Origin of the sequence: Pseudomonas oryzagri, from assembly GCF_020831405.1 — a bacterium.
Taxonomy (GTDB): Bacteria; Pseudomonadota; Gammaproteobacteria; order Pseudomonadales; family Pseudomonadaceae; genus Geopseudomonas; species Geopseudomonas oryzagri.
The window spans coordinates 135,690-159,223 of the sequence record NZ_JAJHPU010000019.1; the positions used below are offsets into that span (position 1 = coordinate 135,690).

18 protein-coding genes are annotated in these 23,534 nt (G+C 68.7%); 9 read left to right on the top strand and 9 right to left on the bottom strand.

The annotated features are described in order from the left end of the window. The first annotated feature begins 403 nt into the window (after window positions 1–403). Window positions 404–2,533, top strand: coding sequence for a NosR/NirI family protein (locus LMJ29_RS08490; protein ID WP_229605089.1), 2,130 nt, complete (start codon window positions 404–406; stop codon window positions 2,531–2,533). 259 nt (window positions 2,534–2,792) lie between these two features. Then, complete coding sequence (locus LMJ29_RS08495; protein ID WP_229605090.1) at window positions 2,793–3,398, top strand: hypothetical protein; 606 nt, start codon at window positions 2,793–2,795, stop codon at window positions 3,396–3,398. Between the two features lie 660 nt (window positions 3,399–4,058). Here the strand turns inward: LMJ29_RS08495 and LMJ29_RS08500 are convergent. From LMJ29_RS08500 to hmpA, 8 genes are all read right to left on the bottom strand, one after another. After that, entirely contained in the window at window positions 4,059–5,162 is a 1,104-nt protein-coding gene (locus tag LMJ29_RS08500) for a CaiB/BaiF CoA transferase family protein (RefSeq protein ID WP_229605091.1), read from the bottom strand. Then, window positions 5,159–6,775 (bottom strand): long-chain fatty acid--CoA ligase, encoded by a 1,617-nt coding sequence (locus LMJ29_RS08505; RefSeq protein ID WP_229605248.1) that lies wholly within the window; start codon window positions 6,773–6,775, stop codon window positions 5,159–5,161. The genes LMJ29_RS08500 and LMJ29_RS08505 overlap by 4 nt, the downstream gene beginning before the upstream one ends. 99 nt (window positions 6,776–6,874) lie before the next feature. Continuing rightward, the gene (locus tag LMJ29_RS08510) at window positions 6,875–7,648 is read right to left on the bottom strand and encodes an enoyl-CoA hydratase (protein ID WP_229605092.1); all 774 of its coding nucleotides are present in this window, start codon (window positions 7,646–7,648) and stop codon (window positions 6,875–6,877) included. Between the two features lie 16 nt (window positions 7,649–7,664). Further along, entirely contained in the window at window positions 7,665–8,855 is a 1,191-nt protein-coding gene (locus LMJ29_RS08515; protein WP_229605093.1) for an acetyl-CoA C-acyltransferase, read from the bottom strand. 14 nt (window positions 8,856–8,869) lie between these two features. Beyond that, window positions 8,870–9,634 (bottom strand): SDR family NAD(P)-dependent oxidoreductase, encoded by a 765-nt coding sequence (locus LMJ29_RS08520; RefSeq protein WP_229605094.1) that lies wholly within the window; start codon window positions 9,632–9,634, stop codon window positions 8,870–8,872. A gap of 232 nt (window positions 9,635–9,866) precedes the next feature. Further along, the gene (locus tag LMJ29_RS08525) at window positions 9,867–10,922 is read right to left on the bottom strand and encodes an AraC family transcriptional regulator (protein WP_229605095.1); all 1,056 of its coding nucleotides are present in this window, start codon (window positions 10,920–10,922) and stop codon (window positions 9,867–9,869) included. Between the two features lie 151 nt (window positions 10,923–11,073). After that, window positions 11,074–12,264: an NnrS family protein gene (locus tag LMJ29_RS08530; RefSeq protein ID WP_229605096.1), complete on the bottom strand. Its 1,191-nt coding sequence runs from the start codon at window positions 12,262–12,264 to the stop codon at window positions 11,074–11,076. Window positions 12,265–12,629: 365 nt separating this feature from the next. Next, window positions 12,630–13,811 (bottom strand): NO-inducible flavohemoprotein, encoded by a 1,182-nt coding sequence (hmpA, locus tag LMJ29_RS08535; RefSeq protein WP_229605097.1) that lies wholly within the window; start codon window positions 13,809–13,811, stop codon window positions 12,630–12,632. Window positions 13,812–13,993: 182 nt separating this feature from the next. Between hmpA and norR the strand changes: the two genes are divergently transcribed. Then, window positions 13,994–15,553, top strand: coding sequence for a nitric oxide reductase transcriptional regulator NorR (norR, locus tag LMJ29_RS08540; RefSeq protein WP_229605098.1), 1,560 nt, complete (start codon window positions 13,994–13,996; stop codon window positions 15,551–15,553). 240 nt (window positions 15,554–15,793) lie between these two features. Further along, window positions 15,794–16,741, top strand: a complete 948-nt coding sequence (locus LMJ29_RS08545; protein WP_229605099.1) for an IS481 family transposase — start codon at window positions 15,794–15,796, stop codon at window positions 16,739–16,741. On the opposite strand, the gene LMJ29_RS08550 is transcribed toward LMJ29_RS08545, so the two are convergent. Further along, window positions 16,738–17,658, bottom strand: a complete 921-nt coding sequence (locus LMJ29_RS08550) for a LysR family transcriptional regulator (RefSeq protein WP_229605100.1) — start codon at window positions 17,656–17,658, stop codon at window positions 16,738–16,740. The two genes, LMJ29_RS08545 and LMJ29_RS08550, sit on opposite strands and share 4 nt — an antisense overlap. A gap of 132 nt (window positions 17,659–17,790) precedes the next feature. On the opposite strand from LMJ29_RS08550, the gene LMJ29_RS08555 reads away from it, so the two are divergent. The 5 genes from LMJ29_RS08555 to LMJ29_RS08575 all read left to right on the top strand — a co-directional run bounded on the left by LMJ29_RS08555 (window position 17,791) and on the right by LMJ29_RS08575 (window position 23,355). After that, the gene (locus LMJ29_RS08555) at window positions 17,791–18,495 is read left to right on the top strand and encodes a pirin family protein (protein ID WP_229605101.1); all 705 of its coding nucleotides are present in this window, start codon (window positions 17,791–17,793) and stop codon (window positions 18,493–18,495) included. A gap of 152 nt (window positions 18,496–18,647) precedes the next feature. Next, complete coding sequence (locus LMJ29_RS08560) at window positions 18,648–19,328, top strand: hydrolase (protein WP_229605102.1); 681 nt, start codon at window positions 18,648–18,650, stop codon at window positions 19,326–19,328. A 177-nt stretch (window positions 19,329–19,505) separates the two neighbouring features. After that, complete coding sequence (locus LMJ29_RS08565) at window positions 19,506–19,787, top strand: XapX domain-containing protein (protein WP_229605103.1); 282 nt, start codon at window positions 19,506–19,508, stop codon at window positions 19,785–19,787. Further along, entirely contained in the window at window positions 19,784–21,682 is a 1,899-nt protein-coding gene (locus LMJ29_RS08570; RefSeq protein ID WP_229605104.1) for an amidohydrolase, read from the top strand. The genes LMJ29_RS08565 and LMJ29_RS08570 overlap by 4 nt, the downstream gene beginning before the upstream one ends. Window positions 21,683–21,756: 74 nt before the next feature. After that, complete coding sequence (locus tag LMJ29_RS08575) at window positions 21,757–23,355, top strand: MFS transporter (protein ID WP_229605105.1); 1,599 nt, start codon at window positions 21,757–21,759, stop codon at window positions 23,353–23,355. Window positions 23,356–23,534 lie beyond the last annotated feature (179 nt).

Below are 23,534 nucleotides of genomic sequence, written 5' to 3' on the forward strand. Positions count from 1 at the left end.
ATCCCCATGGGCTCCGCGGCACTTACGTCCACCCTTCCTCCGCCGTCGCCCCCGCATTCCCTGGCCTCCAGCCCGCCAGCCCAGGCGCGATGCTCGACCCGTGCTCGGCACCACCTCCGATCGTCAAATCGAATGGATAACTCGCAGCACCCACAGTTACCCCCCTCCCGAATGAGCAGGCATATCCTGCCAGCCGCTGCCTCTGTTCGGAATTAACCGCTACAGCCATTAGAACTGCCTACTACCGAACACGGGATTCACCTCTGGATAGACGACGGAAATATCCCACCCCTAAATAAATAGCTCGAAAGTAGCAGACCGATCAGGCCTATCGACCCTTGGTCACAACTTCGCTGTGGTGTCAGGATTGATCGAATCAGAACAACAAGACGAGGCCAAAGGAATGCTCATCTTTCTCAGGACGCCATTACTGGCATTGTTGCTGATGGTCCTGGCCATCACTCACGCCGGAGCCAGCGAAAGCGAGGGTGGCGAACAGGATCTGCCGAAACTGATTCAGGCGATCTTCCCGGAAGCGACCGAGATCATGCCGCAGCTCGAACATCCGCGCGTGTGGCCGGTGTATCAGGTCACCGAGCTGATCGGCTATGCCTTCCTGTCCGGCGACTATGCGCAACTCCCCGGCTTTTCCGGCGCCCCGTTCCAGCTGCTGGTCGGCATCGACCGCGACGGTCGTTATCGCGGGGTGCAGGTACTCGAACAGCATGAGCCGATCTTCCTGCATGGCCTGGGGCCCGAGCCGATGCATGAGTTCACGCGTCAGTACATGGGGCTGGACCTGCGCCATCCGATCAAGCTCACCAGCGCCACCGTGCGCGACAAGCACAGCGGCAGCAACGTCTACATCGACGGCATCAGCAAGGCCACGATATCGGCGGTGGTGCTGAACGAAACGGTCATCCAGTCCGCCCTGCAGGTGGCGCAGGAGACCGGAATCATCGCCAAACGCAAACCGGCGGCGCGCGTGCGCGAGGATCTGGTCGAGACGACCGACTGGCAGCAACTGCTCGGACAGCGCTGGATCGGCTCCCTGCAAGTGCCGGAATCGGTCGCGGAAACGGCTTTCGACGGCACGAACACGGACACGCCCCTGCCGTTTCGCTACGAGGCGGGCCCGCTGTTCGCCAACCTGCAGTTCGCCTATCTGAATGTGCCGACCATCGGCCGCTACCTGCTGGGCGAGACGCTCTACAAGCGCCTGATGGAGGAGAGCCTGGAGCCGGGCGATCATGTGATCGCGGTGATGAACCAGGGCCCCTATTCGATCCTCGGCGAGGACTTCACCCGCGGCACGCCCTCCGACCGGCTTGCGCTGGATCAGAACGGCGTGCAGATCGAGCTGCGCGACATGGACTTCTTCAATGCGCTGGAGCCGGAGCAACTCGATGCGCTGCAGCAGGCCGGCATGCCGCGTTTCGAGGAGTTCGTGCTGTTCCGCGTCAAGGCCGGCGCCGGCTTCGATCCGGCGTCGAGCTGGAAGCTGTCGCTGGTGGTCAACCGCCCGCAAGGGTATCTGCGGGCCGACGAGATCCGCCGCTTCGGTCAGGATTACCGCCTGCCCGAACGCCTGTTCAGCATCGAGGTGGACCACGCCGAGCCGGAGGCCCCGCTGTGGTTGAAGATCTGGCAGCAGCATCTCGGCCGCATCGCGGTGCTGCTACTGGGCCTGGGGATTCTGACGGCCATCATCTTCGGACACCGCTGGGTCACCCAGGACGCCCGCCGCTTCCGGCTGATCCGCTGGGGATACCTGCTCTACACGCTGATCTTCATCGGCTACATCACCCAGGGGCAGCTGTCGATCACCAATGTCTTCACCATCCTGCAGGTGGTCGGTGGCGATGCCAGCGCCTCCGTGCTGTTGCTCGATCCGGTGATCTTCATCCTCTGGTGCTACGTACTGCTGACGCTGGTGCTCTGGGGACGCGGCTACTTCTGCGGCTGGTTGTGTCCGTTCGGCGTGCTGCAAGAGATGGCGGCGGATCTGGCCCGGGTACTGAAGATTCGCCAGCGGCGCATCCCGTTCCGCCTGCACCGCCGGCTGTGGGCGCTCAAGTACCTGATCCTGGCCGGGCTGGTGGCGGTCAGCTTCTGGTCGATCGGTAGCGCCGAGCGCGCCGCCGAGGTGGAACCGTTCAAGACCGCGATCACCCTCGGCTTCGTGCGCGAGTGGCCGTTCGTGCTGTATGCCTCGGCCCTGCTGCTCGCCGGATTGTTCGTGCACAAGTTCTTCTGCCGCTACCTCTGCCCGCTCGGCGCCTGTTTCGCGGTGCTGGGCCACTTCCACCTGCTGCGCTGGCTGCCACGGCGCAGCGAATGCGGCAGCCCGTGCCAGCTCTGTACGCGCCGCTGCGGCATCGGCGCGATCGAGCCGGACGGGCGGATCAACTACCGCGAGTGCATCCAGTGCTACGAGTGCGAGGTGATCTACCGGGACGACCGGCAGTGCGTACCGCTGATCAACGCGCGCAAGGGCAGGAAGCGGCCGGCCGCCGTGATCGCCTATGGCTGAAGCTGCGCTGGGCGCGTGCGGCTGCGGGACCTGCGCAGCAGCGCGGCCCGGAGGTCTGCCGCACAACGCCGGGCGAAGGCAGGACGACGGCACGCCGAGCGGGCTGTCGCCGGATTCGGGGGGACTCGGCGGGCCCGCTGGACGGCGCCCATGCCGATGCAATTGGCCCCTGCTTTCCCCATGTTGCCTTGCAAAACAGCAACTAAGCTGCAGAAGGAGTGCGCAAGAACGCGCGCACAGGAGTCTCAAGGAGAGCCCAATGTCCGTGATTCGCAAACTTCCCCTGCTGATCGGCATCGTCCTGCTCAGTGCCTGCGCCAGCCAGCCCGAAGACGAACCCCTGACCGGCACGGTCAGTCACGCCTCCGGCGTCGTCCCGGGCGTTCCGGGCGGGATCATCATCGACGAGGACAGAGTCGAGGCGAGGGTGGTCGCCCTCGATCCCGCCGCGCGTACCTTCACCCTGCAGGATCGGGATGGCAACCGACGCACCGTGGAGGCGCCGCCAGAGATGCGCAACTACTCGGAACTGGAGGTCGGCGACAAGGTGACGGCCACCCTCAGGGTGGAAAGGGCCATCTACCTGCGCGAGAAGGGTAAGGCCACGCAGGAAGGCTCATCCATGATGGTGACCCCACCGGCCGGCAGCAAACCGGGCCTGCTGGCCGCCAGCACCCAGGAGATAGTCGCCGTGGTCGAGGCCATCGACAAGGCCGCCCACACCGCCACCCTGCGTTTTCCCGACGGCAGCAGTCATACCTTCCAGGTGCGCCCGGATGTCGAGATCAAGCCCGAATATCTCAACCAACAGGTGGTGATTCGCGAGGACTCGCAACTGGCGGTGGAGGTGAAGGCGGCGAAATAGCTGCTGCGCCAGTCGGCGCGGCACTCCGAAACAGCGGCGGGAGGTCGGCAGCGGCCCCCGCCGGCCACGAGCATCGGCCGCAACGCCGCCCCGTGCCAGACGAGAAGCCGAAAAGCAAAAGGGGGAGCCATTGGCTCCCCCTTCAGTAGGTCGTGCTTTGTTTTTGTTGTGCTGACAGGCTTGTTGTTTTTGTTGGCAGCCCGCCCGGACCAGGGGTCCGGTTGGTAGTCCCAGGACGGGACCTGAACAGCAAGCATATTCTTTTGGACGCTGACATTGCCGCACGCTTGCGGGTTCAACCGGTATTGGCCGCTGCCTCGGGGCAGTTTTATCGTTCTCGGTCCGGTCGATGGAGAACCCTCGCGGGCAACTCCTCTCCAAAAGAATCGGTTTGCTTCGCCTCCACCCTGTTGTTTTTGTTGTGTTGGAGTCGCTACGTGTTGTTTTTATTTTGTGATGCAGTGTTCTTGTTTTTGTTATGCGAAAAATAATGCAGGCTGCGTGCCATCTTTTTAAAATCCTTTAAAATCAATGGCTTAGAAAAATTTCCAAGCTGCACAACGGCAAAAAAGCGGCTTTTCCGTTACCGGGCGCCCCAGGCGCCGTTACGCTGTAATGTCCCGGTAACACCTGTGGATTTGGCCGTGTAACCCGTCGCGGTTACCGCGTTACCGCCCTGCCCTCCCCGCTGCGCTCGTCCCACAGCAACGCATCCGCCGCCAGCCTGACCGAGGGTCGCGCCTGTCCGGGCGTGCGCGACAGACGCGGCGCCGGCGCCACCTGCAACTGCCCGTTGACCTCCCGGTACACGCCACGCGCCTGCAGGTGTGGGTGCTGCGGCGCCTCGTCGAGCGTGAGCACCGGCGCAAAGCAGGCGTCGGTTCCTTCCAGCAGCGCGCACCACTGGTCCCGCGTGCGGCGGGCGAACAGTTCGGCCAGGCACTCGACCTGCGCCGCCCAGTCGGCCGGGTCGGCGCAGCCGGCATACAGATGAGCGGGAGCCTCGATGCGTTCCAGCAGTTCGCGGTAGAACTGCGGCTCCAGCGGGCCGATGGCGATCTCGCGGCCGTCGGCGCAGGTGTAGCAGCGGTAGTGCGGCGCCGCGCCGCCGAGCAGGTTGCGCTCGCGCTGCATCGACAGGCTGCCGCCAGCGAAGAAGCTCATCAGCGAGGACACCCCGTCGACGATGGCGGCGTCGACCACCTGGCCCTGCCCCGAACGCTCGCGCTCGAGCAGCGCGGCGAGGATGCCGAAGGCCAGGAACAGCGAACCGCCGCCGAAGTCGCCGACCAGGTTGAGCGGCGGGATCGCCGTACCCGAGCGCCCGCCGATGGCGGCCAGCGCGCCGGTCAGGGCGATGTAGTTGATGTCGTGGCCGGCGGCGCGGGCCAGCGGGCCGTCCTGGCCCCAGCCGGTCATCCGCCCGTAGACCAGCCGCGGATTGAGTTCGCGCAGCTCGTCCGGCCCCAGGCCCAGGCGTTCCATCACCCCGGGGCGAAAGCCTTCGATCAGTACGTCGGCTTTTTCGGCCAGCTCCAGGCAGCGCGCGCGCCCGGCCGCGCTGCGGATGTCCAGCTCCAGCACCTGGCGGCCGCGGTCGGCCACCGGGTTGGACCAGCCGTTGCCGCCCGCGCGCTCGATGCGCACCACGTCGGCGCCCATGTCGGCGAGCAGCATGGCGCAGTGCGGACCGGGACCGATGCCGGCGAACTCCAGCACGCGCAGGCCGGCCAGCGGCCCCTGGCGGGGGCCGTCGCCACTCATCCGCGGCCCTCCGCGTGCAGCCCGGCGAGCAGATGATCGCGGTAACGCTCGCGCAGCACCTTCTTGTCGATCTTGCCGGTGGCGGTCAGCGGCACGCGGTCAATGACCACCGCGTCGGGCATCCACCACTTGACGATATGCGGCTCCAGATGGGCCAGCACGCGCTTCACGCACACCTCGGCATCGTCGTGCGGCTCGATCACCAGCAGCGGGCGCTCCTCCCACTTGGGATGGAACACGCCGACCACCGCGGCGATCTTCACCCCCGGGCAGGCCACCGCGACGTTCTCGATGTCGATCGAGCTGACCCACTCGCCGCCGGACTTGATCACGTCCTTGCTGCGGTCGGTGATGCGCATGAAACCGTCGGCGTCCAGAGTGGCGATATCGCCGGTGTCGAACCAGCCGTCAGCGTCCAGCGCGCTCTTCTCGCTGCGGAAGTAGCGCTCGACCGTCCACGGCCCGCGCACCAGCAGCTTGCCCGGCGTCACCCCGTCGCGCGGCAGCTCGAAGCCATCCTCGCAGACGATCTTCAGCTCGATGCCGAACTGCAGACGGCCCTGGCGGGTCCAGATCACCTCGTCGGTGGCCTGCTGGCCGCGCGCGGTCAGTTTCGGCGTCGGCGTCGAAATCACCCCGAGCGGGCTGGTCTCGGTCATCCCCCACAGCTGGCGGATGGTCACCCCGTACTTGCCCTGGAATTTCTCGGCCATCGCCCGCGGCACCGCCGAGCCGCCGATCACCAGGCGCTCGAGCGTGCCGGCGTCCTCGCCGCTGCGCTCCAGATGATCGAGGTACATGGTCCAGATGGTCGGCACGCCGCCGGAGAAGGTCACGCCTTCGTTCCTGATCAGCTCCTGCAGGCTGCGGCCGTCCATCTTGTCGCAGGGCAGGACGAACTTGCAGCCGTTGATCGCCGCGGCGAACGGCAGGCCCCAGGCGGTGCCGTGGTACAGCGAGGAGCACGGCATCACGCAGTCGAAGGCCGACAGGCCGAAGGCGCCGCTGAGGCCTGCGGCCAAGGCGTGCAGCACCACCGAACGATGGCTGTACAGCACGCCCTTGGGATCGCCGGTGGTGCCCGAGGTGTAGCAGAGCACCGCGCCGGCGTTCTCGTCGAAGCTCGGCCAGTCGATGGGTTGTTCCGCGCCGATCAGCGCCTCGTAGCTGGGCGCCTGGTTTTCCGGGCAGTCGCGGTCGGATAGCACGATGAAGTGGCGGATATGCGGCAACTGCGGGCGCAGACGGGCGACCAGCGGCGCGAAGCTGCGGTCGAACAGCAGCACGCTGCTTTCGGCATGGTTGAGGGTGAAGGCGATCTGCTCGTCGGACAGCCGCGGGTTGGCGGTGTGCAGCACCGCGCCGATGCCCGGCACGGCGAAGAACAGCTCGTAGTGGCGATGGGTGTTCCAGGCCAGCGACGACACCCGGTCGCCGGCCGAGACGCCCAGACGCTGCAGCAGGGAGGCGGCCTGCGCGGCGCGGCGCGCCAGACCGCGGTAGTCGTAGCGCCACAACGGCTCGTCGACCAGCCGCGAGACGATCTCGGTATCGCCGTGGGCCGCGGCGGCGTGGCTGAGGATGCCGCTGATCAGCAGCGGCGCCTTCTGCATCAGACCTTCGAGCATGTCGATTTCCTCTACTTTCTTGTTGTTGTTTTCAATGGATCTCGGCGGCCGCTTGCATGGCCGTATAACGCTGCGCAGCGCGGCTCAGCTGTGGGTGAAGCGCGGGGCACGCTTCTCGACGAACGCGGCCATGCCCTCCTTCTGGTCGGCGGTGGCGAACACCGAGTGGAACACCCGCCGCTCGAAGCGCACGCCCTCGCTGAGGTTGGTCTCGTCGACGCGGTTGATGCACTCCTTGATCATCATCGCCGCGGTCAGCGACTTGCCGGCGATGGCGTGGGCCGCCTCGAGGGTCTTCTCGAGCAGGCTGTCGACCGGGAACACCCGCGCCACCAGCCCGGCGACCTCGGCCTCGGCGGCGTCCATCATGCGTCCGGTCAGGCACATCTCCATCGCCTTGGCCCGGCCGATGGCGCGGGTCAGGCGCTGGGTGCCGCCGATGCCCGGCAGCACGCCGAGGGTGATCTCCGGCAGGCCGAAGCGGGCGTTGTCGGCGGCATAGATGAAGTCGCACATCAGCGCCAGCTCGCAGCCGCCGCCCAGCGCGTAGCCGGCGACCGCGGCGATGACCGGCTTGCGCCGCGCGGCGATCCGGTCGGCCTGGGCGAAGTGGTCGTCGTGGTAGATCTGCGGATAGGTCATATCCGCCAGTTCCTTGATGTCCGCACCGGCGGCGAAGGCCTTGGCCGAGCCGGTGAGCACGATGCAGCCGATCTGCGGGTCGGCCTCCAGGCGGTCGAGCGCCTGGTTGAGTTCGCCGATCAGCTGGGAATTCAGCGCATTGAGCGCCTGGGGGCGGTTGAGGGTGATCAGCGCGACGCGCTCGCTGATCTCCACCAGCAGGGTTTGGTAGTTCATGGCTCTCTCCTCGTACTCAGTCCAGCAGCTCGACGGCCATTGCCGTGGCCTCGCCGCCGCCGATGCAGATGGCCGCCACGCCGCGGCGCAGGCCGTGGCTGCGCAGCGCCGCCAGCAGGGTGACCAGGATGCGCGCACCCGAGGCGCCGATCGGATGGCCGAGGGCGCAGGCGCCGCCGTGCACGTTGACCCTGGCGTGATCGAGGCCCAGCTCGCGCATGGCGACCATGGCCACCACCGCGAAGGCCTCGTTGATCTCGAACAGGTCGACCTGATCGAGGCGCCAGCCGGTGCGCTGCAGCAGGTTGCGGATCGCGCCGATGGGCGCGGTGGGGAACAGGTTGGGCGCATCGGCGAAGGCGGCGTGGCCGCGGATCACCGCCTGAGGGCGCAGACCGCGGCGCTCGGCTTCGGAGCGGCGCATCAACAGCAGCGCGGCGGCGCCGTCGGAAATCGAGCTGGAGTTGGCCGCGGTCACCGTGCCGCCCTCGCGGAACGCCGGACGCAGGCCGGGGATCTTCTCCGGGCTGGCCTTGGGCGGCTGTTCGTCCTCGGTGATCTGGCGTTGCTCGCGGCCGACTGCGACGCTCAGCGGGACGATCTCCGCCTCGAATCGGCCGCCCGCCATGGCATCGCGGGCGCGCTGCAGCGAGGCCAGCGCGTAGGCGTCCTGCTCCTCGCGGCCGAAGCCGTGGGCCTGGGCGCAGTCCTCGGCGAAGGTGCCCATCAGGCGGCCCTTGTCGTAGGCGTCCTCCAGGCCGTCGAGGAACATGTGGTCGAGCACCTTGCCGTGGCCCATGCGGTAGCCGCCGCGCGCCTTGTCGAGCAGGTAGGGGGCGTTGGACATGCTCTCCATGCCGCCGGCCACCACGATGTCGACGCTGCCGGCGCGCAGCAGGTCGTGGCCGAGGATGGCCGCCTGCATGCCCGAGCCGCACATCTTGTTTAGGGTGGTGCACACCGCGGCCCGGGACAGCCCGGCGCCGAGGGCCGCCTGACGGGCCGGCGCCTGGCCGAGGCCGGCAGGCAGCACGCAGCCCATCAGCACCTCCTGCACGGCATCAAACGGCAGGCCGCTGCGCTCGACCGCCGCGCGGATGGCGGCGGCGCCCAGCTCGGGCGCGCTGAGGCCCTTGAGGTCGCCCTGAAAGCCTCCCATCGGGGTGCGCGCGCTGCTGACGATAACGATCGGATCTTCGTGGTTCATGTCCTGTTCTCCTGTCACTTGGCGGCCATGCGCAGGGCGCCGTCGAGGCGGATCACCTCGCCGTTGAGCATGCTGTTCTCGACGATGTGGCGGACCAGCGCGGCGTACTCCTCGGGCTTGCCGAGACGCGGCGGGAACGGCACGCCCGCGGCCAGCGAGTCGCGCACCTCCTCGCTCATGCCGGCCATCATCGGCGTCTCGAAGATGCCGGGGGCGATGGTCATCACGCGGATGCCGTGGCGGGCCAACTCACGCGCCGCCGGCAGGGTCAGGCTGGCCACCCCGCCCTTGGAGGCAGCGTAGGCGGCCTGGCCGATCTGCCCGTCGAAGGCGGCGATGGAGGCGGTATTGACGATCACCCCGCGCTCGCCGCCCTCGTCCGCCTCGCCCTCGGCCATGACCTCGGCGGCCAGGCGCAGCATGTTGAAGGTGCCGATCAGGTTGATGCCGACGATGCGGGCGAAGCTCGCCAGCGCGTGCGGGCCGTTGCGGCCGAGCACCTTCTCGCCGCCGACCACGCCGGCGCAGTTGACCAGCCCGTGCAGGGCGCCGAAGGCATCGCGGGCGGCGGTCACGGCGCGGCGAGCGGCGGTTTCGTCGGTGATGTCGGCGACCACACCACGGGCGTTGGCGCCCAGCTCGGCGGCGCGCGTCTCGACGGCGGCGGCGATGTCGACCAGCAGCACCTTGGCGCCGGCCTCGATCAGTGCCTTGGCGGTGGCCGCACCGAGGCCCGAGGCGGCGCCGGTGACCAGGAAAACCTTGTTGGGGATACGCATGACTTGTCTCTCTTGTTCTGGCGACACGCGGGCAGCCGGGGGCCGGCGCACGGGCGGCGCAACGTCTGAATCTGGCTGTTCGGGGGAGGTCGGGCGATCAGCCCGCGGGAGGATGCACGAGGGGGAAGCAGGACGGCATGGCGGATTCCTTTATTGTTCTAGTTGGGAAGCACGACAGGCGTGATGGCTTCATATTGGTCAGCCGCCCGCGGACCGGCAATGGCCGTTCCTGTCAATCTGCGTGACCGTTTTGGCCAATGCCGGGAGAGAGGATGAGAGTGCGGTAATGGCCGGGGTTGGTGCCGGTCCACTTGCGGAAGGCCTTGTAGAAGGCGCTGACGTCGGCGAAGCCCAGGCGCTCGGCGATGGCGCCGAAGCTGACCTGCGGGTCGGCCAGCCAGGCGGTGGCGCGCTCCTGGCGCACCGCGTCCTTGATCGCCTGGTAGGACTGGCCGACCTCGGCCAGGCGGCGGCGCAGGGTCGAGGGCGACATGCACAGCACCTGGGCCAGCTCGTCGCCGGTCGGCCAACCCTCGCCCGGCAGGCTACGCAGGTGGGCCTTGATGCGCCGGGCCAGGCTGCCGGTGTCGCGGTATTTGACCAGGATGTTCGACGGCGCGCGGGCGAGGAACTCCTTCAGTTCCGCCTCGCTGCGCCGCACCGGCAGGTCGAGCACCTCGGCGGCGAAGATGATGCGGTTCGAGGGCCGGGCGAAACGCAGGTTGGCGGAGAACATCACCCGATAGTCGCCGATGTACTCGGGCTCCGCGCCGCGCAGCTCGACCGCCAGCAGCGGAAAGCGCCGGCCGACCAGCCAGCAGGCGAGGCCGTGCAGCAGCAGCCAGAAGGTGAAGCAGGTGAAGGGCCGCAGCGGCTCGCCGGTGCGCTCCTGGAGCACCACCTCGGCGAGGCTCTGGCTGCGGGCCAGACGCGGGCGGAAGCTCTCGAAGGTCAGGGCGAAGAAGTCCAGCGCGGTATGCAGCGCCTCCTCCAGGGTCGCCTGGTTGCGGCAGGTGCGGCACAGGAAGGCGAAGCTGCCCCAGCGCATGCGCCGCGGGTCCATGGCGAAGAATTCGTCGTCATAGCGGCGCGCCAGATGCAGCCACAGGCGGCTGTAGTCGCGCACCTCGACCCGCGCGGCGGGATCGGCGAGCAGCGCCGGCTCCAGCCCCACCTCGCGCAGCAGCTCGGCGACCGGCTCGCCGCGCTCGGCGAAACCGCGCAGGGCCTCCTCGACCAGACGGATGGAGATGCTGTCCTTGAGTACCGGTGCTGCGCGCTGAATCACGGGGTCCGCTTCCCTGAAGAATGGGCGAACACCATAGGGCAAGGCGGACCTGCTGCGCCAGAACGGCTACACATGTAGGGTGGACAACACGCGCAGCGTTTGTCCACCGGAGCGCTGCATGGAGGTGGACAAGGCTTCGCCGTTGTCCACCCTACCCCGGCTGACCGTCCAGGCGCGGCCGGCACAGCATCGGCCCGTAGTGCCAGACGAACAGCGCGAAGGCGGCGGTCCAGGCGGCGCCGGCGAGCAGCAGACCGCCGAGCGGCAGGAACGGCGGCAGCAGCACGCGCGCCGCGGCGCCGAGGTTGACCAGGGCGAAGGCCCAGGCCATCGCCGCGGGCGGCTGCAGAGGACGGCCGGTATGACCGAGGCTGACCCGCGCGACCATGGCGAGGATCAGCCCGCCCATGCCGCCGACGCCCAGGGCGTGCAGGGCCAGGCTGGAGCTGGCCAGCAGGCCGAAGTGCCAGAGCGCCTGGCCGGCCAGGGCGATCACCAGCCAGGCGTAGGCCAAGTGCAGCGACCACAGCAGTGGCACCCGCCACAGGCCGGCGTCGTGCCAGCGCGCCAGACGCACGCCATGGGCCAGCGCGACCAGGGCGAACAGCGCGCCCAGCCAGACCTGCGGCTGCAGGGCCGGGCCAGTCGCGGTAAGCACGGCCACCAGCACCAGGCCGCCCTGAGCGCTCCATTCCAGCCAGGGCAGCGCCGGCACCTGCGCCGGGCGGCCGAGGCCGCGCTGGGTGAAGAACGGGATCACTCGCCCGCCGATCAGGCCCATCATCACCGCCACCAGCCACAGCGCGGCGATCACGCCTTGGCGCTGCCAAGCGTCGTTGCCCTGGACGAGGCCGGCAATTACCAGCAGGTCGGCGAGGGTCAGCAACGTGAGCACACCGACGATGGGGTAGTTGCGCACCTGGCGCACCGCCCAGAGCATGCGCCCGACGGTCACCGCCACTGCCGGCAGGAAGGCCAGCTCCAGGGGAATCAGCAGCCACAGCGGCGCACCGAACAGCCAGGCCAGGCGGGCGGCCAGCCAAACTGTCGCCAGCGCGGCGAGCGGCGAGCCGGAGAGGCCGGGACGGCCGGTCCAGTTCTGCGCAGCGGTGAGCAGGAAGCCGGCGACGATCGCCGCACCGAAGCCGAACACCATCTCGTGGCGATGCCAGGCAAGCGCGCCGCCGGCCGGCGACCAGGCGGGCCACAGGCCGGCCAGCACGCCGAGCCAGAGGGGAATGGCCAGCGCGGCGAAGACCGCACCGGCGAGGAAGAAGGGACGAAATCCGAGGCGCCACAGCGGCGCGATCTGCAACAGGGCCTTGCGGTCGACCAACTGCATGGGAAGTTCCTGAACTGTTACCGATGGTACCCACGCTCCAGCGTGGGTACCGGAGTGGGCGCTCCGCGCCCTGTCCTCAGCGACACCGGGACGCTGAGCGTCCCTGCGGCATTCCCACGCCGGAGCGTGGGAACGATCACCAACGTAGCCTTACCGATGGTGGCCACGCTCCAGCGTGGGTACCGATCTGCGGGCGCTCCCACGCTGAAGCGTGGGAGCGATCACCTGCTTAACGCAGCCTAGGCCGCCGTAGGGTGGAGGGCCACCCCGTGGAAAACACGCGCAGCGTTTTTCCACCGACCTTCGTGCCAGACGGTGGGAATGGCCTGCGGCCGTTTCCCACCCTACGACTCACCTCAGCTAGCTCAAGCCTCCAGCGCCGCCGCCGGGCCGAAGAACTCGTAGCGGCACTGCGCGGCCGGGATGCCCAGCTCGGCCAGCTGCTTCTTCACCTGGGCCATGAACGGCTTCGGACCGAGGAAGTAGGCGTCCAGATCACGCTGCTCCGGTAGCCAGTCGCCCAGCAGCGCGGCGCTGGTGAAGCCTTCGGCGTCGGCGGCATCGCCCTCGCGCGGCTCGCTGTAGCAGTAGAAGCGCTTGAGCTGCGGATGCTGGGCGCTCTTCTCGTCCAGCCACTCGCGGAAGGCATGCACGCCGCCGTGGCGGGCGAAGTGGATGAAGCGCACTTCACGACCGCTCTCCAGCGCCTGCTCGAGCATGGCCACGGCCGGGGTGATGCCGACACCGGCGGTGATCAGCGCCAGCGGCTTGTCGCTGGCCTCGAGAACGAAGTCGCCGGCCGGCGGGAAGACTTCCAGCTCGTCGCCGACCTGCACCTGATCGTGCAGGTAGTTGGAGATCAGGCCGCCCTCCTCGCGCTTGACGCTGATGCGCAGCTCGCGGCCGTTCGGCGCGGCGGACAGCGAGTAGTTGCGGCGGGTTTCCTGGCCGTCGATGACGAAGCGCAGGCCCAGGTACTGGCCCGGCACGAACTCCGGCACCGCGCCGCCGTCGACCGGCTGCAGGTAGAAGGAGGTGATCTCCTCACTCTCGGCTTCCTTGCGCGCCACGCGGAATTGACGCGAGCCGCGCCAGCCACCTTCCTTGGCCTCGTTGGCGGCGTATACCGCTTCCTCGGCGCCGATCAGGATGTCGGCCAGCTGGCCGTAGGCGGCGGCCCAGGCAGCGATGACCTCGTCGGTGGCGATCTCTTCGCCCAGCACTTCGCGGATGGCGCGCAGCAGGCAGGAACCGACGATCGGGTAGTGCTCGGGGAGGATCTGCAGCGACACGTGCTTGTGGACGATCTGGCCGACCAGCGGGCCCAGCTCCTGCAGGCGGTCGATGTGACGGGCGTACATCAGCACGCTGTTGGCCAGCGCGCGCGGCTGGTCGCCGCTGGCCTGGTGGGCCTGGTTGAACAGCACCTTCACCTGCGGATATTCGCCGAGCATGATCTTGTAGAAATGCTTGGTCAGGGTTTCGCCGCCGGTTTCCAACAGCGGGACGGTGGCTTTGATGATGGCGGTTTGTTGAGCAGACAGCATGGACAACTCCTGATGGGGACCAACTGGGACAGGCGGCCATCGACAGGCCGCACACACGCAAGCACAATGGACATATCAGTTTCCGTGCCAATTTTTTTATTCTTATAAAACAATAACTTACCTTGCTGCAGTGTCTTGATGACAACGGCTGCCTGCTGTCATTCAGACAACAGAGTATCGAAATGACAACGCACCCCCTGCTACGCGCCCTGATCCCGCTGGTCGCCGACCTTTCCCGCGACCTGCCCGAAGAGGAGCGCTACCGCCGCCTGCTCGGCGCCCTGCGCGCGCTGTTGCCGGCCGACGCCGCCGCGCTGCTGCGCCTGGACGGCGATACCCTGGTGCCGCTGGCGGTGGACGGCCTCAGTCCCGACACCCTCGGCCGGCGCTTCCGGGTCAGCGAGCACCCGCGCTTCGAGAGCCTGCTGGCCCACCGCGGCCTGACCCGTTTCGCCGCCGACTGCGCCCTGCCCGACCCCTACGACGGCCTGGTCGAAGGGCTCGACGGCCATCTGGAAGTGCACGACTGCCTGGGCTGCCCGCTGTACGTCGACGAGCAGCCCTGGGGCCTCTTGACCCTCGACTCCCTCGATCCGGCGAGCTTCGACAACCTCAACCTCGACAACCTTGAGGCCTTCGCCAGCCTGGCCGCCGCCACGGTGCGCGCCGCCGAGCGCATCGACGCGCTGACCCGTCGCGTCGAGCACGACGAGCAGCTGGTCGAGGTCTACCGCGAGGCGGCCGGCCAGCAGGCCCGCCGCGAGCTGATCGGCCAGAGCCGCGAGCACCAGCGTCTGCTGGAGGAGATCGCCCTGGTCGCCGGCAGCGACCTCAGCGTGCTGATCAGCGGCGAGACCGGGGTGGGCAAGGAGCTGGTCGCCCAGGCCATCCACGCCGCCTCGCCGCGCGCCGAAAAGCCGCTGATCAGCCTCAACTGCGCGGCGCTGCCCGACACCCTGGTGGAGAGCGAGCTGTTCGGCCACGCGCGCGGCGCCTTCTCCGGCGCGGTCAGCGAGCGCCACGGCAAGTTCGAGCTGGCCGACGGCGGCAGCCTGTTCCTCGACGAGGTCGGCGAGTTGCCGCTGGCCGCCCAGGCCAAGCTGCTGCGCGTGCTGCAGAGCGGCCAGCTGCAGCGGGTCGGCTCCGACCGCGAGCACCGCGTCGACGTGCGGGTGATCGCCGCCACCAACCGCGACCTGGCCGAGGAAGTGCGCGCCGGGCGTTTCCGCGCCGACCTCTACCACCGCCTGAGCGTCTACCCGCTGCCGGTGCCGCCGCTGCGCGAGCGCGGCCGCGACGTCCTGCTGCTGGCCGGCTTCTTCCTCGAGCAGAACCGCGCCCGCCTCGGCCTGCGCAGCCTGCGCCTGACCGGCGAGGCGCAGGCCGCCCTGCTCGCCTACGACTGGCCGGGCAACGTGCGCGAACTGGAACACCTGATCGGCCGCGCCGCCCTCAAGGCGATGGCCGCCGGCGAGCGGAGCGAGCGCAAGCGCATCCTCAGCATCGGCGCCGAGCTGCTCGGCCTGCCCTCGGCGACGCCGACCGCCACGGCCAGCGCCGTAACCGACGCCGCGCCGAACTTCGTCGGCGGCAACCTGCGCGAGAGCACCGACCAGTTCCAGCGCCAGCAGATAAACGCCGCGCTGGAACACCACCAGCACAACTGGGCCGCCGCCGCCCGCGAGCTGGGTCTGGACCGCGCCAACCTGCACCGCCTGGCGAAGCGGTTGGGGTTGCGCTGAAGCATCCCGCGCGGATGCAGCGAAGGCTTCAGCGCCGCGCAGGCCGGCACGCGGTGCCTGCCCTCCTCCTCGCAGGAGACTGCATGCTGGCGCGAATCGTCGGACAGCTGCCCACCCTAGCCGCTGTCGCGGCGCATCGCCCAGAGAACGGCGCTAGTTGTGATCTCTCAGTAGGTTGTTCATCCGGGGCATTCCCGGAATTCTGGAAGCGCGACCCACACAGCCTTCCAGGAGCCCCGGATGAACCTGCATAAACATGCCCGTCTTACCCCGCGCGGTCGAGCCCTTCTGGTTCAACGCATGCTCAACGGCCTGCGTGTCGAGGACGCGGCGCAAGCCGCAGGAGTGAGTGTCCGCACGGCCTACAAGTGGCTCCGGCGCTTTCGTGAGGAGGGCGAAGCGGGCCTGATGGATCGCTCGTCTCGTCCGCACGCCTGTCCGCATGCCACGCAGGGCAGCCTGATCGAGCAATTGATCGAGCTGCGCCGGTCGCGCAAGACCTACCGGCAGATCGCCCAGATGCTCGGACTAGCCGTCAGCACGGTCGCCCGCCACCTCAAGCGCGCAGGTTTTCATCGGTTGGCCGAGCTGGAGCCGGCACCTGCGGTGGAGCGCTACGAGTACGCCAACCCCGGCGACCTTCTGCATCTGGACATCAAGAAGCTCGGCCGCTTCTGGAGGCCCGGACATCGGGTCACCGGCGACCGGCAGCAAAACTCCGGCGGTGCCGGCTGGGAGTTTGTCCACGTCGCCATCGACGATGCATCCCGGCTGGCCTTCACCACCCTGCATCCGAATGAGCGTGGCAGCAGCGCTTGTCGGGCCCTGCTGCAGGCCTTGCGCTACTACCGCCGGCTGGGCATCCGCTTCCGGCGGGTCATGACCGACAATGGCTCCTGCTATCGGTCCCGAGCATTCCGGCGCTTGTGCCGCCGCCTGGGGCTGCGGCATGTCCGCACGAAGCCCTATACGCCCCGCACCAACGGTAAGGCCGAGCGCTTTATCCAGACGAGCTTGCGTGAGTGGGCCTACGCCCGCAGTTATGAAAGTTCCGAGCAGCGAGCGGCCCACCTGCCTGCGTGGTTGCATCACTACAACTGGCACAGACCGCATGCCAGTCTCGGCTACTACCCGCCGATCAGCCGCGTTGCACTTTCGCTGAACAACGTACTGGGTTTACACAGCTAGTCGACGTGCTGCGCCCAGGGCGCGGCGGCGAAGTATTCGACCAGGTAATCCATCAGCGCCTGCACACGTACCGGGCGCCGGCGCCCGGGTGGCGTGACCAGGTGCAGGGCGATCGGCTCCACCTGCCAGTCGTCCATCACGGTTTCCAGCGCGCCCGACTGCAGGTCCTGCCAGACCAGGAACTCGGGCTGCAGGGCCAGTCCCAGCCCGGCGTGCAGCGCCGGCGCCAGCGCCTCGGCGTTGTTCACCCGCAGCGGCGTGCTCATCGCCTGGGTGAATTCGCCGTGGCGCGGGTGGCGGAAGCGCCAGCTCGGGCCGCTGCGCGCGTAGGCATACTGCAGGGCGCGATGGTTGGCCAGCTCGCGCGGATGCCGAGGCCGGCCATGCTGCGCGAAGTAGGCCGGAGCACCGACCAGATGGATGCGCACGGTGCACAGGCGCCTGGCGAGCAGGCTGGAATCGGCCAGGGTGGAAATGCGCAAGGCCAGGTCGAAGCGCTTCGCCACCAGGTCGACCAGTTCGTCGTCGAACTCGATATCGAGCGCGACCTCCGGGTGGCGGGCCATGAACTGCGGCAGCGCGGGGGCCAGGCGCGAGAGCCCGAAGGACATCGGCGCCGCGATGCGGATCGGCCCGCGCAGGCCGGCCGAGCGTTCGACCACTTCGGCCTCGACGGCCTCCCCCGCCTCGAGGATGCGCGCGGCGTTCTCCAGCGCCAGCAGGCCGCTATCGGTCAGCGACATGCGCCGCGACGTGCGGTGAAACAGCATGACCTGCATGCGCTTCTCCAGCCGCGTGATGGCCTTGGATACCGTGGCCTGGGACAGCGCCAGTTCCTCGGCAGCCCTGGCGAAGGAACCGGCTTCCGCGACCTTGGCGAAGATCGCCCAGGCTTCCAGGTCCGGCAATCTGTTCATGCTGAAGCTCCCCGCTGCGCGGCGCGATCACATCAATAATGGAAAGAATGGTATTCCATACCTTCCATTCTGGCGACAGTATGCAGCGCCTATAGTGATTCCCATCGATGTTTCACCAGCGGGAGAATCACCATGATCGAACGTCGTCCCTTCGCCACCCTCGGTGGCGCCGATCACGGCTGGCTCAATGCCAAACACCACTTTTCCTTTGCCGAATATCACGATCCGGCGCGTGTGCACTGGGGCGCGCTGCGGGTCTGGAACGACGACGCGATCCAACCGGGCACCGGCTTCCCAGCACATCCGCACGCCGACATGGAGATCATCACCTACGTTCGCGAAGGCGCGATCACCCACCAGGACAACCTGGGCAACAAGGGGCGCACCAACGCCGGCGATGTGCAGGTGATGAGCGCGGGGGCCGGTGTCCGCCACTCCGAGTACAACCTGGAGGCGGGCGTCACGCGCATCTTCCAGATCTGGATCTTCCCGGACCAGCGGGGCGGGCAGCCTGCCTGGGGCGCCAAGCCGTTCCCGAAGACCGACCGCTCCGGCCGCTTCGTGGCCCTGGCCAGCGGCATCGAGGGGGACGAGGACGCCCTGCCGATCCGCAGCGCCGCCCGGGTGCTGGGCGCGACGCTCAAGGCCGGGGAAACCGCCGAGTACCGCTTCGCCGGCGAGGACCGCTACGGCTACCTGGTGCCGGCCAGCGGCCAGGTGGAGGTCAACGGCGTTGAGCTGCAGGCCCGCGATGGCGCGGCCATCAGCGGCGAGGAAGTCATCCGGGTCACCGCCCGCGAGGACAGCGAGCTGGTCCTGGTGGACGCGGCCGGCTGAACCATCGGCAACAGCGGTACCGGGGATTCTCGCGGCATCCCCGGTGCCTGCCGCATGCCGACGAGACAGGCGTCGATACGTCGGGCGTCGCCGGCATGCCCCCAGTCCTACCCGCCGCTCCCTCGATGTTCGTCCCGTTAAGGAGAGACACCATGTCCAAGTACCTCGAAGTGCTCACCCCGCAGAACAGCCAGCTGATCTTCATCGACCAGCAGCCGCAGATGGCCTTCGGCGTGCAGTCGATCGACCGCCAGGTGCTGAAGAACAACGTCGTGGCGCTGGCCAAGGCCGCCAAGGTGTTCAACGTGCCGACGACCATCACCACCGTCGAGACCGATGGCTTCTCCGGCAATACCTATCCCGAGCTGCTCGCCGTGTACCCCGATCACCGGATCCTCGAACGCACCTCGATGAACTCCTGGGACGACCAGAACGTGCGCGACTCGCTGGCCGCCGCCGGGCGCAAGAAGGTCATCGTCTCGGGGCTGTGGACCGAGGTCTGCAACACCACCTTCGCGCTGTGCGCGGCGCTGGAAGGCGGCTATGAAATCTACATGGTGGCCGATGCCTCCGGCGGCACCTCGGTCGATGCGCACAAGTACGCGATGGATCGCATGATCCAGGCCGGCATCGTGCCGGTGACCTGGCAGCAGGTGCTGCTGGAATGGCAGCGCGACTGGGCGCGCAAGGAAACCTACGACGCGGTCATCGGCATCGTCCAGGAGCACTCCGGCGCCTACGGCATGGGCGTCGACTACGCCTACACCATGGTCCACAAGGGCCCGGAGCGCGTGCTGCACGGCGAGCGCATCGGCCCCAACCCGGCCAAATAAGCCGCGCCGAGCGCGCCGCCGGGGCCGCGTCGGACCGGCGGCCACTGCGCCGGTCCCGCTCGGCCTCTGCGATTCGGAGCAGCGGCGGGCGCAACGTCTAGCCTTGGTACGGATCGGAGCCCCAAGCGCCCGCCGTGCGCTCACCGAAGCGCAGCGGCCATAGAAGCGAGGTGAATCATGAAACTCTACGTCCTGTCCGCCGGGGCCGGCCTGCTGGTCGGCATCATCTACAGTCTGCTCAACGTGCGCTCGCCGGCGCCGCCCCTGGTCGCGCTGGTCGGCCTGCTCGGCATCCTGATCGGCGAGCAGGTCATCCCGGTCGGCAAGCAATGGCTCGGCGGCGCGGCATTCTCCGCCGCCTGCGACAAGGCGCAGGCCGTCGACCACGTATGCGGGCAACTGCCCGGCCGCCAGCAGGCCGGGCAACAGCCGCAATCCGCGGAGGAGAAGCAGTCATGAGCACGCCAGACATTGCCGAGGTGATCCTGCGAAACGGCCGCATCACCACGCTGGACCGCGGCAAGCCGCTGGCCAGCGCGGTCGCCATCAAGGATGGCCGGTTCCTCGCCGTGGGCGACGACGCCGAGATCACGGCCCTGGCGGGTCCCGCGACCAAAGTCATCGACCTCAAGGGCCGCAGCGTGCTGCCCGGCTTGTTCGACAACCACACCCACGTGGTGCGCGGCGGCCTGAACTACAACCTGGAGCTGCGCTGGGACGGCGTGCGTTCGCTGGCCGATGCGATGGACATGCTCAGGCGCCAGGTCGCCATCACCCCCGCGCCGCAATGGGTTCGCGTGGTCGGCGGCTTCAGCGAACACCAGTTCGTCGAGAAACACCTGCCCACCATCGCCGAGATCAACGCCATCGCCCCGGACACCCCGGTGTTCCTGCTGCACCTGTACGACCGCGCCCTGCTCAACGGCGCCGCGCTGCGCGCCGTGGGCTACGGCAAGGACACCCCCGAGCCGCCGGGCGGCGAGATCACCCGCGATGCCAACGGCAACCCGACCGGCCTGCTGCTGGCCAAGCCCAACGCGCTGATCCTCTACGCGACGCTGGCCAAGGGACCCAAGCTGCCGTTCGACTACCAGCTCAATTCCACCCGCCACTTCATGCGCGAGCTCAACCGCCTGGGCGTGACCGGAGTGATCGACGCCGGCGGCGGCTTCCAGAACTACCCGGACGACTACGCGGTGATCCAGAAGCTGGCCGACGACGGCCAGATGACCGTGCGCCTGGCCTACAACCTGTTCACCCAGAAGCCCAAGGAGGAGAAGGAAGACTTCCTCAAGTGGACCTCCAGCGTCCAGTACAAGCAGGGCAGCGACTATTTCCGCCACAACGGCGCCGGCGAGATGCTGGTGTTCTCGGCGGCCGATTTCGAGGACTTCCGCCAGCCGCGGCCGGACATGCCGGCAGAAATGGAGGGCGAGCTGGAGGAAGTGGTGCGCATCCTCGCGCAGAACCGCTGGCCCTGGCGCCTGCACGCCACCTACGACGAGACCATCGCGCGCGCGCTGGACGTGTTCGAGAAGGTCGACCGCGACGTGCCGCTGGCCGGCCTGAACTGGTTCTTCGACCACGCCGAAACCATCTCCGACCGCTCCATCGACCGTATCGCCGCGCTCGGCGGCGGCATCGCGGTGCAGCACCGCATGGCCTACCAGGGCGAGTACTTCGTCGAGCGCTACGGCGCCGCGGCCGCCGAGGCGACCCCGCCCATCGCCCGCATGCTGGACAAGGGCGTCAAGGTCTCGGCCGGCACCGACGCCACCCGCGTGGCCTCCTACAACCCCTGGGTGTCGCTGGCGTGGATGGTCACCGGCAAGACCGTCGGCGGCCTGCGCCTGTATCCGCAGCGCAACTGCCTGGACCGCGAGACGGCGCTGCGCATGTGGACCGAGCACGTCGCCTGGTTCTCCAACGAGGAAGGCAAGCGCGGCCGCATCCAGGCCGGGCAGTTCGCCGACCTGATCGTGCCGAGCAAGGACTACTTCGCCGTCGCCGAGGACGAGATCTCCTTCCTGACCTCGGACCTGACGGTGGTGGGCGGTCGCGTGGTGTACGGCGCGGGCGACTTCGCGCCGCTGGACGACAACCCGCTGCCGCCCGCGATGCCCGACTGGTCGCCGACCCGCACCTTCAAGGGCTACGGCGCCTGGGGCGAGCCCGAAGGCGCCGGCAGGAACTCCCTGCAGCCGCTGCGTCAGCAGGCCGTCGCCGGCTGCGGATGCGCCAGCTCCTGCGGCCTGCACGGCCATGACCACGCCAGGGCCTGGGCCTCCAGCGCTCCGGTGGCCGACCTCAAGGGCTTCTTCGGCGCCCTCGGCTGCTCCTGCTGGGCCGTGTAGGAGGAAGCCGCCATGTCGAAGTCCCGTTCGCTCGCTCACCCGGCCGCCCGGCCGGATGTCCGGCAGGTGCAGCCATGAGCCGCGCGGGCGAGACCTCGGCGGGTGGCCTTGCGCCCCTGCGGCAGACGCTGTTCGCCGTCCTTTGGGCGGCGACTGTCATCGGCAACACCGGCAGCTTCGTCCGCGACGTCGCCAGCGCCTGGCTGATGACCGACTTGTCGCCCTCCCCGGCCGCCGTGGCCCTGGTGCAGGCGGCGGCGACCCTACCGATCTTCCTGCTGGCGATCCCGGCGGGCGTGCTGGCCGACATCCTCGACCGCCGCAAGCTGCTCATCGCCATCCAGTTCCTGCTCGCCGGCGTCAGTGTTTGTCTGATGCTGCTGTCGGCGACGGGGCTGCAGTCGGTCGCCTCGCTGGTGGCGCTGACCTTCCTCGGCGGCATGGGGGCGGCGCTGATGGCGCCGACCTGGCAGGCCATCGTGCCCGAACTGGTGGACAGGAAAGACCTCAAGAGCGCCGTCGCGCTCAATTCGCTGGGCATCAACATCGCGCGGGCGATCGGCCCGGCGCTAGGCGGCCTGATCCTGGCCAGCCTGGGGGCGGCGTTCACCTACGGCGTGGACGTGGTCAGCTACGCGTTCGTCATCGCCGCGCTGCTCTGGTGGCGGCGCCCGGTCGCCGCCCGCGACGAGCTGGCCGAGCGCTTCCCTGGCGCCTTCCGCGCCGGCCTGCGCTACGCCCGCGCCAGTCGCGAGCTGCATGTGGTGCTGCTGCGCGCCTTCCTGTTCTTCTCCTTGGCCAGCTCGGTGTGGGCGCTGCTGCCGCTGGTGGCGCGCCAGTTGCTCGGCGGCGGCGCCGGTTTCTACGGCTTGCTGCTCGGCGCGGTCGGCCTGGGAGCGATCGGCGGCGCGCTGGTCCTGCCCAGGCTGCGCGCCCGGCTGAGCGCCGACGGCCTGCTGCTGCTCTCAGCGCTGCTGGCGGCGCTGGTCATGGTCCTGCTGGCCTGCGCGCCGCCGCGGTGGGCGGCGCTAGCGGCGCTGCTGGTGCTGGGCGCGGCCTGGATCAGCGCGCTGACCACGCTCAGCGGCGTGGCGCAGTCGATCCTGCCCAACTGGGTGCGCGGCCGTTCGCTGGCGGTGTACCTGACGGTGTTCAACGGCGCGATGACCGCCGGCAGCCTGGCCTGGGGCGCCATCGCCCAGTGGAGCGGCGTGCCGTTCGCGCTGCTGGCCGGTGCCGGCGGGCTGGTGCTGGTCGGCCTGCTCGCCCATCGGGTCAAGCTGCCGCGCGGCGAGGCCGACCTGGTGCCGTCCAACCACTGGCCCGAGCCGCTAACCGCCGAACCGGTCGAGCATGACCGCGGCCCGGTGCTGATCCTCATCGAGTACCGCATCGATCCCACCGAGCGGGCCGCCTTCGCCGCGGCGCTCACCAAGCTGTCCGCCGAACGCCGGCGCGACGGCGCCTATGCCTGGGGACTCACCGAGGACGCGGCCGATCCGGGCGTGATGCTCGAGTGGTTCCAGGTCGAATCCTGGGCCGAGCACCTGCGCCAGCACCGGCGGGTCTCCCGGGCCGACGCCGATCTCCAGCAGGAGGTTCTGCGCTATCACCGCGGCGAGCGGCCCCCGCTGGTCCGCCATCTGCTGGCGGTCGACCAGGGCGCCGGCTGAGCCGGGCCGCTGGCCGCCTCGCCGCCCGTCATTTGGCTCGATAATCGCACGCTTTGTTCGCCCCGCCGGCGCGCCCCAGCGCCGCGCCACGTCCCCACCCGCAAACCCCTCAACCCCTTGAAAACCGCGGCCTTGACGGGTTTCGCCCCCGCTTGCCGCGCGCCGCACCGCCCTCCTTG